The sequence below is a fragment of the Arthrobacter sp. UC242_113 genome (genome assembly GCF_044054585.1).
Taxonomy (GTDB): Bacteria; Actinomycetota; Actinomycetes; order Actinomycetales; family Micrococcaceae; genus Arthrobacter.
Genome location: NZ_CP171968.1, coordinates 1,658,513 through 1,674,016, shown reverse-complemented (window position 1 = coordinate 1,674,016; position 15,504 = coordinate 1,658,513). Strand labels below are relative to the sequence as shown.

Here is a 15,504-nt window from a genome sequence, read left to right as displayed (position 1 = left end):
GGTAAGTAATCAGCTCATGAAGTCGCAGGAGATCACAAAGCGCTGGGTCGATTTTTTCGTCAGCAAAGGCCACACGGCGGTTCCCTCCGCATCGCTGGTCTCCAGCGACCCCTCCCTGCTGTTCACGGTTGCCGGCATGGTTCCGTTCATCCCGTACCTGACCGCGCGTGAGGAACCGCCCTACTCCCGGGCCACCAGCGTCCAGAAGTGCATCCGCACCGGTGACATTGAGGAAGTGGGCAAGACCGCCCGCCACGGCACCTTCTTCCAGATGTGCGGCAACTTCTCCTTCGGGGACTACTTCAAGGAAGACGCCATCAAGTTCGCCTGGGAGCTGCTCACCACGAGCGTTGCCGACGGCGGGTACGGACTCCAGCCGGAGCTGCTGTGGGTGACCGTCTACGAAGAGGACGACGAAGCCGAGGAACTCTGGCTCAAGAACACCGGAGTCCCCGCCGAACGCATCCAGCGCATGGGCAAGTCGGACAACTACTGGTCCACCGGCCAGCCCGGCCCGGCCGGGCCCTGCTCCGAGATCTACTACGACCGCGGCCCCGCTTACGGCGCCGAGGGCGGACCCATCGCCGACGAGAACCGGTACGTGGAGATCTGGAACCTCGTGTTCATGCAGTACCAGATCGACAACGTCCGCTCGAAGGTCGAGTTCGACATCGTGGGTGAACTGCCCAAGAAGAACATCGACACCGGCCTGGGCATGGAACGCCTCGCCATGATCCTGCAGGACGTGGAGAACATGTACGAGACCGACCAGGTGCGCCCGGTCATCGACATGGCCGCCAAGCTCTCGGGCAGGGAATACACCTCCGCCGAGACCGAGGACGATCCCCACCACACCGATGACGTCCGCATGCGCGTCGTGGCCGACCACATCCGGTCCTCCCTGATGCTCATCGCCGACGGCGTCACGCCCTCCAATGAAGGCCGCGGCTACGTGCTGCGACGCCTCATCCGCCGTGCGGTCCGCTCCATGCGCCTCCTCGGCGTGGAACAGGCCTGCCTGCCGGACCTGCTGCCCGCCTCGCGCGACGCCATGAAGGGCGTGTACCCCATCGTGGACACGGACTTCGACCGCATCAGCCGGATCGCCTACGCCGAAGAGAAGGCGTTCCTGCGCACCATCGCCTCCGGCACTGCCCGCCTTGAGGATGCCGTCAACGAATCGAAGGCTGCCGGGCGTGCCCTCTCCGGCGCCGACGCGTTCGCGCTGCACGACACCTACGGCTTCCCCATCGACCTGACGCTCGAAATGGCCGAGGAAGCCGGCCTGAAGGTGGACGAGCCCGAGTTCCGCAAGCTCATGCTCGAGCAGCGCCAGCGCGCCCAGGCCGACGCCAAGGGCAAGAAGGGCGGCCACGCCGACCTCTCCGCCTTCCAGGAACTCCTGGCAGAAGGCGAAACCGTCTTCACCGGCTACACCGACCTCGAGGGCGAATCCCGGGTCCGCGGCATCCTCAGCGCCGGCAGCAAGGTGTCCCAGGCAGCCACCGGCGACGAGATCGAACTGGTGCTCGCCGAGACCCCGTTCTACGCCGAGGCCGGCGGCCAGGCAGCCGACACCGGCCTCATCACCGGCGACGGATTCGTGGTCGAGGTCCTGGACGTCCAGCGTCCGATCAAGGGCCTGAGCGTGCACAAGGCCATCGTCCGCGAAGGCGAGATCGCCTCTGACGCACTGGTCCGTGCCGCGGTGGACCGTGAACGGCGCCACGCTGCACAGCAGGCGCACACCGGAACGCACATCGTGCACGCGGCGCTGCACCAGATCCTCGGTCCGCAGGCCACCCAGCGCGGTTCGTTCAACAAGGCCGGGTACCTCCGGTTCGACTTCGCCTGGGGTGAAGGGCTGAGCGCCGCCACCAAGTCCGAGGTCGAGGAAGTCTCCAACCTCGCCATCCGCAACAACTTCCAGGTGGACACCAAGGTCATGGGACTCGCAGAGGCCAAGGCCCTCGGCGCCATGGCGCTGTTCGGCGAGAACTACGGCAGCGAGGTCCGGGTTGTGGAGATCGACGGCGCGTGGTCCCGCGAGCTGTGCGGCGGCACCCACGTCTCCAACACCTCCCTGATTGGCAGCCTGTCCCTGCTCGGCGAGCAGTCCGTCGGATCCGGAAACCGCCGCGTCGAGGCCTTCGTCGGCATGGATGCCTTCCGGCACCTGGCCGCCGAACGCGCCCTCGTGACCGAACTCACCGAGATGCTCAAGGTGCCCTCCGGGCAGTTGGCGGACCGCATCTCCGCGACCCTCACCAAGCTGAAGGCCACGGAAAAGGAACTCGAGCGTCTCCGCAAGGAACAGCTCGCGGCCGCTGCTGCCCAGCTCGCCGGAACCGCCGTGGACGCCGCCGGCGTCCGGGTCATCGCGCACGACGCCGGCCAAGTCAGCGGTGCCGACGACATCCGCGGCCTTGCCCTGGACCTGCGCAACCGGCTCGGCTCCGAAGCCTCCACGGTTGCCGTGGCCGGCGTCAGCAACGACCGCCCGGTCATCCTGGTGGCCACCAACGAAGCCGCCCGTGAAGCCGGAGTCAAGGCCGGCGCGCTGGTCCGGCTCGCTGCCGGGATCCTCGGCGGCGGCGGTGGCGGCAAGGACGACGTGGCCCAGGGTGGCGGCACCGACGCCTCCAAGGTCGGCGCCGCACTGTCCGCCGTCGTCGAATCAATCACCAGGCGCTAACAAGCCGTGACTTCTTCCGCTGAGCCACACGTCCACCCCCGGGGCATCAAACTCGGGGTGGACGTGGGGACCGTGCGCGTTGGCGTCGCCATCTGCGACCGGGACGAGATCCTTGCCACACCGCTGAAGACGCTGGACCGCAATCCCAAGAAGAATCTGGACGTCCGGATCATTGCCGCCCTGGCGGCGGACCGGGGCGCGGTGCAGATCTTCGTGGGCCTGCCGCGGACCATGAAAGGCGAGGAACACGCCTCAGCCCGCATGGCCACGGACTACGCCCAGCTGCTGGCTGACGCGCTCGAGCGGGCCGGTTCGGACATTCCGGTACACCTGGTTGATGAACGGCTCAGTACCGTCACGGCCCACCGCAACCTTCACGAAGCTGGCATGAGCAGCAAAAATCACCGTAAAGTGGTGGATCAGGTTGCGGCTGCGGGAATCTTGCAGCACGCCATCGACATGCAAAAAGCCAGGGGAACGGATGTGGGGAGCCGTGTGAGCGCTCCTCCCCGTACGGGGCTGCCCGGACACGCCGCCGCGACTGCTGAACGGCCTGACCCGGAAAAGGAAACACGATCTTCAGAGGATGGAAAGCTACAGTGAGCCCGGTCAATAGCGACGACTCCTCCGGCGACCCCTTCGCGGACGCCGGACGGCCCCTGACACGCAAGGAGATCCGCGCCCGCGAGAAGTCCGTCACCGCCGAGTCAGGCGATGACGTGCCCGAGCAGGCCTACGAATCCGGTGAAGGGGTGCACGTTGAAGCGGAGGCCGCACAGCGGACCGGGGCTTCGGCTTCGGACACTCCTTTCCGTTCAGATAGTGCCCGGGTGGCGGCAATAGCTACACCTCCGGTGGCCGTTCCCGCCGCATCCCCTGTCCCGGAGGCCCACATTCCTGACGCCCAGGTTCCCGCTGCCCAGGCTGTTCCGGCCGCCGAGGTTCCCGACGCTCCGCCGGTTCCCCCGACCATCCACGACCCCTCCGAACATGGGGAAGCAGCCGTGCCTGACGATGCTGGTCGCGTGGATACGGTGCACGGCGTCCAGTCGGAAGACGCTCCGCACTTCGCCGAATTCGCCGCCGGCCACCACGAGGAGGTCCACCATGAGGATGGCCTCCACTATGACATCCACCATGACGCCGTAGGCCACGACACCTACGAGGACCATGAGCACTACGAGCAACAGGCCGTGGGGCACCAGCTCCTGGCCGGCGCCGAAGACGTAGCCCCCGTGGCCCGGCCATCCAAGAAAGTCCGGCGCCGCCGCCGCCTGGTGGCGCTGCTGCTGACGCTCGCGCTGTTCATCACCGCCACCGTCGTCGGCGCGCAGTTCCTGAAGCCGCTGCTGGGGAACGACAAGCCCGCCGACTTCCCCGGCCCCGGCACCGGCCAGGTCAAGGTGTCGGTCGACCCGGGCGAAGGTCCGGTGTCCGTTGCTGCGAAGCTCGAAGATGCCAAGGTGGTGGCCAACGCCGAAACCTTCATGGCAGCCCTAACCGCATCGGGCGGCACCCTGTCACCGGGGGAGTACGACTTCAAACAGGAAATGAAGAACTCCGACGCCGTCTCCGTACTTCTCAACGAGGGACAGGCGAAGGTCATGTACTTCGCCCTCAACGCAGGCCTGCGGATCGATGAATCCCTGCAGGCGATCTCGGAGGGCTCCGGTCTTTCACTGGCCCAGCTGAAGGCGCTCAGCGACGCACCCAAGCAGTTCGGACTGCCGGCCAAGGCCAAGAACCTGGAAGGGTTCCTGGCGCCGGGGGAGTACCGTTTCCCGCTAGGAACCACCGCCAGGGAGATCCTCACCAAGCTGGTGAAGACCACCCAGGACGAACTGAAGGCACAGGGAGTCACGGACGCCGCCAAGCAGTACGACGCCGTGACCGTCGCCAGCATCGTGCAGGCAGAGGGCGGCCAGGCCGAGTACAAGGACGTGGCGGGCGCCATCTACAACCGGCTGAAGCCCACCAACACCGAAACCAATGGGCTGATCCAGTCGGACGCCACTGTTACCTACGGCCTGGGCAAGAAGACCTTCCACATCGACGAAGCCGAGAAGGCCGACAAGTCCAACCCGTACAACACGTATGCCATCCAGGGCCTGCCCGCCGGGCCCATCGGATCGCCGGGCAAGAATGCCATCGACGCGGCGGCCAAGCCGAACCACAACGATTATCTGTACTGGGTGACCATCAACCTCGACACCAAGGAGACGAAGTTCTCCAAGACGCTGGCCGAGCACAACGGCTACGTCGAGCAGTACAACGCCTGGTGCGAGGCCAACCCGGGCCGTTGCGTATGAGCCTGCGGGCGGCCGTCCTGGGGCACCCCATCGGCCATTCGAAGTCACCGGCGCTCCACCTTGCCGCCTACGCGCGGCTCGGTGCTGACATCGGCTACAGCGCCATCGATGTGACTGAAGAGTCACTGCCGGCGTTCATGGACTCCGTCCGGGCCGAGGCCGGCTGGCGGGGACTGTCCGTCACCATGCCGCTGAAGAAGGCCATGGTGTCCGAGGTGGACGAGGTCCGCGGCGTGGCCCGGGTCCTGGGCGTTATCAACACCGTGGTGTTCGAAGGTGCGGGGGAGGCCACCCGGCGGATCGGCTACAACACCGATGTCGCGGGGATCGTCAACGCCCTCCGCAACGCCGGAGCCGGCGACGCCCCCTCGGGCGTCATTCTTGGCGGCGGCGGGACCGCCGCCGCGGCGGTTGCTGCCCTGAAGGAGCTTGGCGCGGTGTCCGTGGACCTGTACGTCCGGAACACCGCCCGGGCTGAAGAAGCCAAGGCCGCAGCCAGCGGGCTCGGCATGGACGTCACCGTCCATTCCCTCGACGGCGCGGTCCAAGCGATGGCCGGTGCCGGCGTCGTAATCTCCACGCTGCCGCCGCGGGCGGCCGACGGGATGGCGGCAGAACTGGAGGCGCTGGGACGGCGCACGGACGGCGTCCTGCTGGACGTCGCCTACGATCCCTGGCCCAGCCGGATTGCCGCCGCCTGGCACGCCGGCGGCGGAACAGTAGTTCCCGGCCTTGAGATGCTGCTCTACCAGGCGGTGGAGCAGGTCCGGCATTTCACCGGCCTGGCAGAGGCCGGCAGTGCCGACGTCATAGATGTGATGTGCGACGCAGTCGGGGCGCCCCGGCGGGTGTCCTGACCGCCAGACATGGCAGGATGGTTTTTATGTTGCGTTGGTTGACCGCCGGTGAGTCCCATGGCCCGGCACTGGTCGGAATTATTGAAGGCGTCCCCGCAGGTGTTGAACTCACCAGCGGGCAAATCGCCGATGCCCTTGCCCGCCGGCGGCTCGGTTACGGCCGCGGGGCACGGATGAAGTTTGAGCAGGACGTCGTCACGATCCTCGGTGGCGTCCGCCACGGCATCACCCAGGGCGGCCCCGTCGCCATCCAGGTGGGCAACACCGAATGGCCCAAGTGGGAACAGATCATGTCAGCCGATCCGGTGGCCCCTGAGGAACTCGAGGGACAGGCCCGCAACGCCCCGCTGACCCGGCCGCGCCCCGGACACGCCGACTTCACCGGCATGCAGAAGTACGGCTTCGACGAAGCCCGTCCCGTGCTTGAACGCGCCAGCGCCCGCGAAACAGCTACCCGTGTTGCCATGGGCACCGTCGCCGCCCAGTTCCTGAAGCACCTCGGCATTGAGCTTGTCAGCCACACGGTCTCCATCGCGAGTGTCACCGTTCCCGAGGGCCGGCCGCTGCCGGTGCCGGACAACGTGATAGCGCTCGACGCCGATCCGCTGCGCTGCTTCGACAGGGAAACGTCTGACGCCATGGTGGCGGAGGTGGACGCCGCGCACAAGGAAGGCGAAACCCTCGGCGGTGTGGTGGAGGTGCTTGCCTACGGCCTGCCCCCGGGACTCGGCAGCTACGTTCACTGGGACCGCCGCCTCGATTCCCGGCTGGCCGCTGCCTTGATGGGCATCCAGGCCATCAAGGGCGTTGAGGTGGGCGACGGTTTCCTGACCGCCGCACGCCGCGGATCCGCCGCCCATGACGAGATCGTTAAGGAAGCCGACGGCAGGATCATCCGCACCAGCAACCGCGCCGGCGGCATCGAAGGCGGCATGAGCATCGGCGACGTCCTGCGCGTCCGCGCCGCCATGAAGCCCATCGCCACCGTGCCGCGCGCCCTGAAGACCATCGACATCAGCACCGGCGAGGCGGCCAAAGCGCACCACCAGCGCTCGGACGTCTGTGCGGTTCCGGCTGCCGGCGTGGTGGCGGAGGCCATGGTTGCGCTGGTTCTGGCCGAGGCCGTGACCGAAAAGTTCGGCGGCGACTCCGTAGCCGAGACCGCCCGCAACATCAGGGGCTACCTCGAGAGCATTCCGGCGTCGCTGGATACGATCGGACTCTAGTGCCCCGGAGCAAGACACCCTGCGCCGCAGGGGACCGGCCCATTGTGCTCATTGGGCCCATGGCGGTCGGCAAATCGGCGATCGGGCAGCAGCTGGCGCAACAGCTGGACGCCCCGTTCGTGGACACCGACGCGGTCATCGTGGAGGGCCACGGTTCCATTGCGGATATCTTCGCAAGCCGCGGCGAGCGTGCCTTCCGGGAGATTGAGGCCCGGACCGTTGCCCGCATCATCGAAGCCGCTGCCGGCACCCCCACGGTGGTTTCCCTCGGCGGCGGCTCGGTCCTGGACTCCGGCACCCAGCAGCTGCTGGATCGGTGCACGGTGGTCTACCTGGAGTGCGATGCCGATACCGTCGCCGCACGGATCGCCAAGAACTCAGGGCGGCCGCTGCTGGCCGGTGACGGCATCCGGCGCTGGAAGGCGCTGTTCGCCACCCGGAAGCCGGTCTATGAACGCCTAGCGGACATCGTGCTTGATGTCCGGCAGGGAAGCGTGCCGCAACTGGGGCTGAAGCTGGAGGCGGCGCTGTGCGACTTCGCCGCCGGCAAGCCACCCGGATCCACCACCCGCGAGATCAACAAAACCGCGACGACGGCCGCCAACGGAAGTGCCGCCGCGAAACAGGAAGTTGAAAAGTGAGCGAATCAACCGTCATCAAGGTCACCGGCCAGTCGGCCGGGGACAACTACGACGTCGTAGTTGGCCGCGGCCTGCTCGGCACGCTGCCGGGACTGTTGGGCGAGCGCGTCCGCCGCGTCCTGGTCATCCACCCGCGGGCCCTTCGGCTCACCGGCGACACGGTCCGGGATGAACTGGCCGCTGCCGGCTTCACCGCCGTCACCGCGGAAATCCCCGACGCCGAGGAAGGCAAGCACATCCAGGTGGCTGCCTTCTGCTGGCAGGTGCTGGGACAGAACGATTTCACCCGCTCCGATGCCGTGGTCTCCGTCGGCGGCGGCGCCGTCACCGACCTCGCCGGCTTCGTGGCCGCCACCTGGCTGCGCGGCGTCAAGGTCATCCACATGCCCACCAGCCTCCTCGGCATGGTCGATGCGGCCGTGGGTGGCAAGACCGGGATCAACACGGCCGAAGGCAAGAACCTCGTGGGTTCCTTCCACCCGCCCGCAGCCGTCCTCACCGACCTGGACACGCTCAAGACCCTGCCCCGGAACGAGATCATCTCCGGCATGGCTGAGGTCATCAAATGCGGCTTCATCGCCGATCCCGCCATCCTTGACCTCGTCGAGAAGGATCCCGAGGCCGTCACCGATCCCGGTTCCGACGCCCTGCGTGAGCTCATCGAACGCGCCATCGCCGTCAAGGCCCGCGTCGTCTCGGAAGACCTCAAGGAATCCGGGCTCCGGGAAATCCTGAACTACGGCCACACCCTGGGCCACGCCATCGAACTCGTGGAACGCTACTCGTGGCGGCATGGCGCTGCCGTCTCGGTGGGGATGATGTTCGCGGCCGAGCTGTCCCGCAGCGTGGGCCGGCTCAGCGACGCCGACGCCGACCGGCACCGCAGCATCCTCGAATCCCTTGGGCTGCCCGTCACGTACCGCCGCGACCGCTGGCAGGGGCTCCTGGACGGTATGCGCCGCGACAAGAAGTCCCGCGGCGACCTGCTCCGCTTCGTGGTCCTGGATGGGATCGCCAAGCCGGGAATCCTGGACGTGCCGGACACCTCCCTGCTCTTTGCCGCCTACCAGGAGATTGCCTCCTGATGCGCGAGGACCAGAGCGGAACGATCGAATGGCCCGACGGCGGATTCCCGGGGATCCGGGTCAACCCGGAATCCCTGCTTCCTGAGATCGTCAGTGAAGAGGCATGCGCTGCCGCGCTCGAGGCGTCAACCGACCCCGCTGAACGGGTCCTGGTGCTGCTCGTGGAGGGGCACGCGGCCGACGCCGCCGAACTGTTGGCAGAGGCCCGCTACAAGGACCCCGAGTCGTTCCGGCTCCGGGCCTACGAGGCGGATGTCCTGCGCGTGGCCCACCGCTACGACCGTGCCATTGAACTGTTCCGGCAGCTCCTCGGAGAGGCGCACGGCACGGCCAATGAGGCCCTCGCCCACCAGTACCTCGGACGGACGCACTTCGTCGCAGGGAACATCGGCGCCGCAGTGGAATCCTTCACCCGGGCGCTGGACCTGCGCGTAGCGCAGTCCGCCGATGCAGCCGTCATCTATTCCTCAACTGTGGCGCTGCAGCGGGCGCGGGACGTCCTCGAACTGGCTTCCTGACGGTTCTTCCGGCTGCGGCGGGGCGGTCCTCCGGCCGCGCCGCCGGGCGGCCCCGAAAACTGTGCCTGCCTTATCCGCTAGAATAGTTTCTGGATTTTTGATAACTACACGCTGGCGCGCCGTTCGGCATGCCTGCTTGAAATAACAGCTGGCAGCCAGAACCAGTCAGACACAACCAGAGGAAACCAGTGGCAACCACAAACGACATCAAGAACGGAACTGTCCTGAAGCTTGAGGGCCAGCTCTGGAACGTCATCGAGTTCCAGCACGTCAAGCCCGGCAAGGGTGGCGCGTTCGTGCGCACCAAGATGCGCAACGTCATGTCCGGCAAGGTCGTCGACAAGACCTTCAACGCCGGCCTCAAGATCGAGACCGCCACCGTGGACCGCCGCGACTACCAGTACCTGTACCAGGACGGCGCCGACTTCGTCTTCATGGACACCTCGGACTACGACCAGATCACCGTTTCCGGCGCCACGGTGGGCGATGCCACCAACTTCATGCTGGAAAACCAGATGGTCAACATCGCCATCCACGAAGGCAACCCGCTGTACATCGAGCTGCCGCCGAGCGTTGTCCTTGAAATCACCTACACCGAGCCGGGCCTGCAGGGCGACCGCTCCTCGGCCGGCACCAAGCCCGCCACCCTGGAGACGGGCTACGAGATCCAGGTGCCCCTGTTCGTGGAGAACAACACCAAGGTTAAGGTCGACACCCGAGACGGCAGCTACCTGGGCCGGGTCAACGACTAGTGAGCGCCCGCGGTAAAGCCCGCAACAGGGCTCTTGAGGTCCTCTTCGAAGCCGAGCAGCGCTCTGTCTCGGCCTTCGACGTGCTGCGTGCGCGCCGCGAGAGGACCGACCAGATCGTCAATCCGTACACCCTCGAGATCGTTGAAGGTGTGGTCTCGATGCAGTCCACCATCGACGAATTCCTGGAGACCTACTCGCAGGGCTGGACCCTTGAGCGGATGCCGTCCGTAGACCGCATCATCCTGCGGATCGGCACCTGGGAGCTGCTCTACAACGACGACGTTCCCGACGGCGTCGCCGTCAGCGAAGCTGTCGCTCTGGCCAAGACGCTCTCCACCGACGAGTCGCCGTCGTTCATCAACGGCCTCCTGGGACGCCTTCAGCAGCTGAAGCCGTCCCTGCTCGCCTGAGCTGAGTACTACACAGAAAAGCCCCTGCCGGGTTCTCCCGGCAGGGGCTTCCTGCGTCTCCGGTGCTGTTGGACCGGACCTTACTGCTGGACTATTCTTTATTGCTGCACTGTTCTTTATTGCTGCACTGCGGCCCGAAGTTCGGTCAGGTGGCGCAGCTGCTGCACCTCGTCCTGCTGGTGGGACGGCACATCCCTGCCGCTGAGGATCCGCTGCCGGGTGAATGCCAGGCGCGTCGCCGCCTTGACGAACTCCTTCATCTGATCGCCCCGGTTGTAGGAACCCGCCCAGCGCACAGCCTGCCGGCGGCCTCCGGGAGTGGACAGCAGCTCCACCTCGGCCGGCGCGAACCACCCCGCGGCGGCGTACTCCTGGAGGCGCTGCCGGGTGAGGCGCGTTTCCGCTACCCGCAGCACCACGATGCAGGCCACGGCGAGCAGGAAGATGGGGACCTGCACCAGCACGTACTGGGCGAGGAAATCCTGTCCCATGCTGTTCCACCTGTTGTGCAGGATCATGGCGGGAACCAGGCCCACGAAGAAGGCGAGCACGGAGACGCCGGAGTGCCAGCGCCGCGCAGCCAGCCCCATGATCAGGCCGGTGGTCCCGGTGAAGATAGCGTGCGCAAACGGCGACATCACCCCGCGCAGGAAGAAGATCTGGACAAGGTCGCTGCCGGGCGTGCTGGACTCGGCGATCGCCCGGCCGAAGTACAGGATGTTCTCGGTGAAGGCGAAGCCGCCCGCGATGGTGAAGGCAAACACCACCCCGTCCACAGGGCCGTCAAAGTTGCGGCGGGCGAAGAGGAGAAGCAGCAGCAGGCCGAGGGATTTCGCGAATTCCTCCACCACGGGCGCCTGCACGGTGGTCATGAAATCGCGGAAGGACGCCTCATCGGTGGCCGGGGCCGCGAGGGCGAAGACCGGCTGAATGAGCAGTGTCACGGCAATTGACACGGCCGCTCCCCAGGTGAAGGCAAAAAGCAGCAGGCGCTTCGGCTCGGGTTCCCAGCGGTCAATGACGGCGACGGCGAACAGCACGGCCGCCAGCGGGATGAGGGAGGCAACAAAACCGATGACGAAGCCTGTGACGCCGGTGCTGGACAGGAGGAACGGCACCACGAGGAAGAGGCTGACGAAAGCAAGGATTCCGCCGCCCACCACGAGCCCCAGCGTCCCCGCCCCCGGGCGGGCGGCCACGGTGGACGCGGCCTCCGGGATTACCTGGTACACCGCACCGCCGCGGTGCCCTGGCGCCGGCCGGTAGTTCTGCGGCTGAACGTGGCCCATCCAGCTGGGATTCGTGGGCTGCCCATTGAACTCAGGTCCGGGGAACTGCCTCTGCTGCGGGTTCATCGACATAGACAGAGCCTATGTGCCCCGCTGTGGGCAGCAAAGCACAGGGGTTGCAAGAAGCCGCGCGGTGTGACGGACGACGCCCTCTGCCGGGGCCGGGGGCAGACGCCCGTGTGGTAATTTTGGAAGGCAAATGTTCCTTTTTTAATTCCGTCCCGTGAGGCGGGGAAAGGGGAGACGAGCGATGACTTCTGTCACGCAGGCACCGGTTCCGGCCAGGGTTGTTCTCAACCAGGCGGACATTGACCGTGCCCTCACTCGTATCGCCCATGAAATCCTCGAGGCCAACAAAGGCTCCCAGGACCTGGTGCTGCTGGGCATTCCCCGCCGTGGCTACCCGCTTGCGGTCCGGCTAGCCCAGAAAATTGCCGCCGCCGATCCCGCCGTGGACGCCGCCGCCATCGTCGGCCAGCTGGACGTCACCATGTTCCGGGACGACCTTTCCCACCAGCCCACACGGCCGCCGCACCGTACACAGCTGCCGCTGACGGGCATCGACAACAAGGTGGTCGTGCTGATTGACGACGTCTTGTACTCCGGCCGGACCATCCGTGCCGCACTGGACGCGCTCGTGGACCTCGGCCGGCCGCGCATTGTGCGCCTGGCCGTCCTGATTGACCGGGGCCACCGCGAACTTCCCATCCGCGCCGACCACGTGGGCAAGAACCTGCCCACCTCCTCGGCCGAAAAGGTCCGGGTCCGGCTCGAGGAGACCGACGCCGTCGACGGCCAGACGGTCAACGAAGTGGTAATCGAGGGCGGCGCATGAAGCACCTGCTCTCCACCGAAGACCTCAGCCTGGCCAACGCCGTCCGCATCCTCGACACCGCCGAAGAAATGTCGAGCGTGGGGGAGCGCGAGGTCAAGAAGCTTCCCGCCCTGCGCGGACGGACCGTGGTGAACCTCTTCTTCGAGGACTCCACCAGGACCCGCATTTCCTTCGAAGCCGCGGCCAAGCGGCTCTCCGCCGACGTCATTAACTTCGCCGCCAAGGGATCGTCGGTCTCCAAGGGCGAGTCCCTCAAGGACACCGCCCAGACGCTGTCCGCCATGGGTGCTGACGCCGTCGTGATCCGTCACTGGGCCTCCGGTGCACCGCACCGGCTGGCAGCCACCGACTGGATCGACGCTGCCGTGATCAACGCTGGCGACGGCACCCACGAACACCCCACCCAGGCGCTGCTGGACGCGTTCACCATGCGGCGGCACTGGACCAAGCTCTCCGGCCTGCCCTCCACGGGGGCGGACCTGCGCGGCATGCGCGTCGCCATTGCCGGCGACGTCCTGCACTCCCGCGTGGCGCGGTCCAACGTCTGGCTCCTGCGCACGCTCGGCGCCGACGTGACCCTGGTGGCACCGCCCACACTGCTGCCCATCGGCGTCGAACGCTGGCCCTGCAGCATCAGCTACGACATGGACGAGACGCTCGAAAAGGGCGTTGACGCGGTCATGATGCTCCGCGTCCAGGGCGAGCGGATGAACGCCTCGTTCTTCCCGTCCACCCGGGAGTACTCCCGGCGCTGGGGTTTTGATGACAACAGGCTCCGCGCGCTGGACAGCCTGGGCCTGAAGGACACCATCATCATGCACCCCGGCCCCATGAACCGGGGCCTGGAAATTTCCGCGGCCGCCGCCGATTCGCCCCGTTCCACTGTGCTCGCGCAGGTGAAGAACGGCGTGTCGATCCGCATGGCTGCCCTGTATTTGCTGCTCTCCGGGGATACCCGTGAACCAGCCGCCACCCTGAAGGAGAGCAACTGATGGCTGAAGAATCCACGTACCTTATCCGCGGCGCTGCGATCCTTGGCGGCGACGCCGAGGACCTGCTCATCCGCGACGGCGTCATCGCGGCCCGCGGCGCCGATCTGTCGAAGACAGGCACAGCTGCAGGCATGGCTGAGGGCGCCACCGTGATCGACGCCGACGGCCTCGTCGCCCTGCCCGGCATGGTGGACGTCCACACCCACCTCCGCGAACCGGGCCGGGAAGACGCCGAAACGGTGGAAACCGGAACCCGCGCCGCAGCCCTCGGCGGCTTCACGGCCGTGCACGCCATGGCCAACAGCACCCCGGTGGCGGACACCGCCGGCGTGGTGGAGCAGGTGTACAGCCTGGGCCGTGCCGCCGGCTGGGTGGACGTCCGCCCGGTGGGGGCCGTCACCGTTGGTCTTGCCGGCGAGCAGCTCGCCGAACTCGGCGCCATGGCAGACTCCCGCGCCCAGGTGCGGATGTTCTCCGACGACGGCATCTGCGTCCACGATCCCGTCCTGATGCGCCGTGCCCTCGAGTACGTCAAGGCGTTCGACGGCGTGGTGGCCCAGCACGCGCAGGAACCGCGCCTCACTGCCGGCGCCCAGATGAACGAAGGCGAAGTGTCCGCGGTCCTCGGCCTGACCGGCTGGCCGGCAGTGGCCGAGGAAAGCATCATCGCCCGCGACGTCCTGCTGGCCCAGCACGTGGGCTCCCGGCTGCACGTCTGCCACGTGTCCACCGCAGGTTCGGTCGAGATCATCCGCTGGGCCAAGAGCCGGGGCATCAACGTCACTGCCGAAGTGACCCCGCACCACCTGCTGCTCACCGATGACCTGGTCCGCAGCTACGACCCCGTCTACAAGGTCAACCCGCCGCTGCGCACCAACGACGACGTCCAGGCCCTGCGCGCGGCCCTCGCCGACGGCACCATCGACGTCGTCGGCACCGACCACGCCCCGCACCCGAGCGAGCACAAGGAATGCGAGTGGGCGCAGGCGGCCATGGGCATGACCGGGCTGGAAACCGCGCTGTCCGTGGTCCAGCACGCCATGATCGAGACCGGCCTGATGACCTGGGCCGACTTCGCCAGGGTCACCTCCACGGCCCCTGCCGGCATCGGGCGCCTCACGGACCAGGGCCGGCCGCTCGAAAAGGGCGAGCCCGCCAACATTGTCCTCGTGGACCCGGCCGCGCGCTGGACCGTGGACCCGTCCGCGATGGCCACCATGGGGCGCAACTCGCCGTTCCGCGGCATGGAACTCCCCGGCAAGGTGGTGGCCACGTTCTTCAAGGGCCACCCCACGGTTCTGGACGGCAAGCTCAACACGCCGTACCGCTACCCGTCGGAAGCGCCGGTTGCCGGCGCAGCAGGTGCCAACTGATGGAAAAAGTCCTCCCCGGACTTGCGATGCTGGCCGTGGTCGCCGTCGTTTTTGTCCTGATCTGGATCGGCTGGCGCAACCGGCTCCGGCGGCAGTCCGACATCGAACAGCTGCCGCCGGTTCCGGCCGGGCTCGGCGAGCCGCTGGTTTCGGCGGAGGGCCAGTACGTGGCCTCCACCACCGCGGGGGACTGGCTGGACAGGATTGCCGTGCACGGCCTCGGCATCCGCACCAACGCGCAGATCTCCATCCACCCGGAAGGCGTGCTTCTGGACCGCTCCGGCGCACGGGCGCTGTTCATCCCGGCGTCCTCGCTGGCCGGTGTTCGGCAGGACAGCGGCATGGCCGGTAAATTCGTGGAAAAGGACGGGCTGCTGATCCTCAGCTGGACGCTCGGAACCCACGCCCTGGACACCGGCTTCCGCACCCGCCGCGCCGCGGACAAGCCGGCCGTCCTCCAACAACTTCAGGAAATGATCTCCCCAGGCCCCCAGGCGGGTGCCCAATAGTGGAAAGTAATAA

Annotated in this window: 15 protein-coding genes; 14 read left to right on the top strand and 1 reads right to left on the bottom strand. The window is 67.0% G+C overall.

The annotated features are described in order from the left end of the window. The first annotated feature begins 16 nt into the window (after positions 1–16). The 10 genes from alaS (at position 17) to nusB (ending at position 10,493) form a co-directional block, all read left to right on the top strand. Positions 17–2,695 (top strand): alanine--tRNA ligase, encoded by a 2,679-nt coding sequence (gene alaS, locus ACHMXB_RS07420; RefSeq protein ID WP_395404096.1) that lies wholly within the window; start codon positions 17–19, stop codon positions 2,693–2,695. A gap of 6 nt (positions 2,696–2,701) precedes the next feature. Further along, positions 2,702–3,298: a Holliday junction resolvase RuvX gene (gene ruvX, locus ACHMXB_RS07415; RefSeq protein ID WP_395404094.1), complete on the top strand. Its 597-nt coding sequence runs from the start codon at positions 2,702–2,704 to the stop codon at positions 3,296–3,298. Next, a complete protein-coding gene (gene mltG, locus ACHMXB_RS07410) occupies positions 3,295–5,004 on the top strand; it encodes an endolytic transglycosylase MltG (RefSeq protein WP_395404092.1) in 1,710 nt (569 codons plus the stop codon). The genes ruvX and mltG overlap by 4 nt, the downstream gene beginning before the upstream one ends. Then, positions 5,001–5,861 carry a shikimate dehydrogenase gene (locus ACHMXB_RS07405; RefSeq protein WP_395404090.1) on the top strand — a complete coding sequence of 287 codons (861 nt, stop codon included), beginning with the start codon at positions 5,001–5,003 and terminating at the stop codon, positions 5,859–5,861. The genes mltG and ACHMXB_RS07405 overlap by 4 nt, the downstream gene beginning before the upstream one ends. Positions 5,862–5,887: 26 nt before the next feature. After that, complete coding sequence (aroC, locus tag ACHMXB_RS07400; protein ID WP_395404088.1) at positions 5,888–7,087, top strand: chorismate synthase; 1,200 nt, start codon at positions 5,888–5,890, stop codon at positions 7,085–7,087. 59 nt (positions 7,088–7,146) lie between these two features. Then, entirely contained in the window at positions 7,147–7,728 is a 582-nt protein-coding gene (locus ACHMXB_RS07395; RefSeq protein ID WP_395404086.1) for a shikimate kinase, read from the top strand. Beyond that, positions 7,725–8,813, top strand: coding sequence for a 3-dehydroquinate synthase (gene aroB / locus ACHMXB_RS07390; RefSeq protein ID WP_111905429.1), 1,089 nt, complete (start codon positions 7,725–7,727; stop codon positions 8,811–8,813). The genes ACHMXB_RS07395 and aroB overlap by 4 nt, the downstream gene beginning before the upstream one ends. Continuing rightward, positions 8,813–9,331 carry a tetratricopeptide repeat protein gene (locus ACHMXB_RS07385; protein WP_395404084.1) on the top strand — a complete coding sequence of 173 codons (519 nt, stop codon included), beginning with the start codon at positions 8,813–8,815 and terminating at the stop codon, positions 9,329–9,331. The genes aroB and ACHMXB_RS07385 overlap by 1 nt, the downstream gene beginning before the upstream one ends. Before the next feature lie 188 nt (positions 9,332–9,519). Continuing rightward, positions 9,520–10,083, top strand: coding sequence for an elongation factor P (efp, locus tag ACHMXB_RS07380; RefSeq protein WP_102972375.1), 564 nt, complete (start codon positions 9,520–9,522; stop codon positions 10,081–10,083). Then, positions 10,083–10,493: a transcription antitermination factor NusB gene (gene nusB, locus ACHMXB_RS07375; RefSeq protein ID WP_076802758.1), complete on the top strand. Its 411-nt coding sequence runs from the start codon at positions 10,083–10,085 to the stop codon at positions 10,491–10,493. Before efp ends, nusB begins: the two co-directional genes overlap by 1 nt. A gap of 116 nt (positions 10,494–10,609) precedes the next feature. On the opposite strand, the gene ACHMXB_RS07370 is transcribed toward nusB, so the two are convergent. After that, positions 10,610–11,854: a PrsW family intramembrane metalloprotease gene (locus tag ACHMXB_RS07370; RefSeq protein WP_395404081.1), complete on the bottom strand. Its 1,245-nt coding sequence runs from the start codon at positions 11,852–11,854 to the stop codon at positions 10,610–10,612. Positions 11,855–12,032: 178 nt separating this feature from the next. Here ACHMXB_RS07370 and pyrR point away from each other — a divergent pair, with 178 nt between their 5' ends. Genes pyrR through ACHMXB_RS07350 form a run of 4 tightly spaced genes read left to right on the top strand, consistent with a single transcriptional unit; the run spans position 12,033 to position 15,491 of the window. After that, positions 12,033–12,617, top strand: a complete 585-nt coding sequence (gene pyrR, locus ACHMXB_RS07365) for a bifunctional pyr operon transcriptional regulator/uracil phosphoribosyltransferase PyrR (RefSeq protein ID WP_190602716.1) — start codon at positions 12,033–12,035, stop codon at positions 12,615–12,617. Further along, a complete protein-coding gene (locus ACHMXB_RS07360) occupies positions 12,614–13,609 on the top strand; it encodes an aspartate carbamoyltransferase catalytic subunit (protein ID WP_395404079.1) in 996 nt (331 codons plus the stop codon). Before pyrR ends, ACHMXB_RS07360 begins: the two co-directional genes overlap by 4 nt. Next, entirely contained in the window at positions 13,609–14,982 is a 1,374-nt protein-coding gene (locus ACHMXB_RS07355) for a dihydroorotase (RefSeq protein WP_395404077.1), read from the top strand. Before ACHMXB_RS07360 ends, ACHMXB_RS07355 begins: the two co-directional genes overlap by 1 nt. Then, the gene (locus tag ACHMXB_RS07350; protein ID WP_395404075.1) at positions 14,982–15,491 is read left to right on the top strand and encodes a hypothetical protein; all 510 of its coding nucleotides are present in this window, start codon (positions 14,982–14,984) and stop codon (positions 15,489–15,491) included. The genes ACHMXB_RS07355 and ACHMXB_RS07350 overlap by 1 nt, the downstream gene beginning before the upstream one ends. The last annotated feature ends 13 nt before the right edge of the window (positions 15,492–15,504 follow it).

What these genes read in the sequence shown, in the direction of transcription:
- alaS (WP_395404096.1), top strand. Translation starts at nt 17, where the DNA reads ATGAAGTCGCAGGAGATCACAAAGCGCTGGGTCGATTTTTTCGTCAGC.
- ACHMXB_RS07405 (WP_395404090.1), top strand. Translation starts at nt 5,001, where the DNA reads ATGAGCCTGCGGGCGGCCGTCCTGGGGCACCCCATCGGCCATTCGAAG.
- aroC (WP_395404088.1), top strand. Translation starts at nt 5,888, where the DNA reads ATGTTGCGTTGGTTGACCGCCGGTGAGTCCCATGGCCCGGCACTGGTC.
- ACHMXB_RS07395 (WP_395404086.1), top strand. Translation starts at nt 7,147, where the DNA reads ATGGCGGTCGGCAAATCGGCGATCGGGCAGCAGCTGGCGCAACAGCTG.
- ACHMXB_RS07385 (WP_395404084.1), top strand. Translation starts at nt 8,813, where the DNA reads ATGCGCGAGGACCAGAGCGGAACGATCGAATGGCCCGACGGCGGATTC.
- ACHMXB_RS07370 (WP_395404081.1), bottom strand. Translation starts at nt 11,854, where the DNA reads ATGTCGATGAACCCGCAGCAGAGGCAGTTCCCCGGACCTGAGTTCAAT.
- pyrR (WP_190602716.1), top strand. Translation starts at nt 12,033, where the DNA reads ATGACTTCTGTCACGCAGGCACCGGTTCCGGCCAGGGTTGTTCTCAAC.
- ACHMXB_RS07360 (WP_395404079.1), top strand. Translation starts at nt 12,614, where the DNA reads ATGAAGCACCTGCTCTCCACCGAAGACCTCAGCCTGGCCAACGCCGTC.
- ACHMXB_RS07355 (WP_395404077.1), top strand. Translation starts at nt 13,609, where the DNA reads ATGGCTGAAGAATCCACGTACCTTATCCGCGGCGCTGCGATCCTTGGC.
- ACHMXB_RS07350 (WP_395404075.1), top strand. Translation starts at nt 14,982, where the DNA reads ATGGAAAAAGTCCTCCCCGGACTTGCGATGCTGGCCGTGGTCGCCGTC.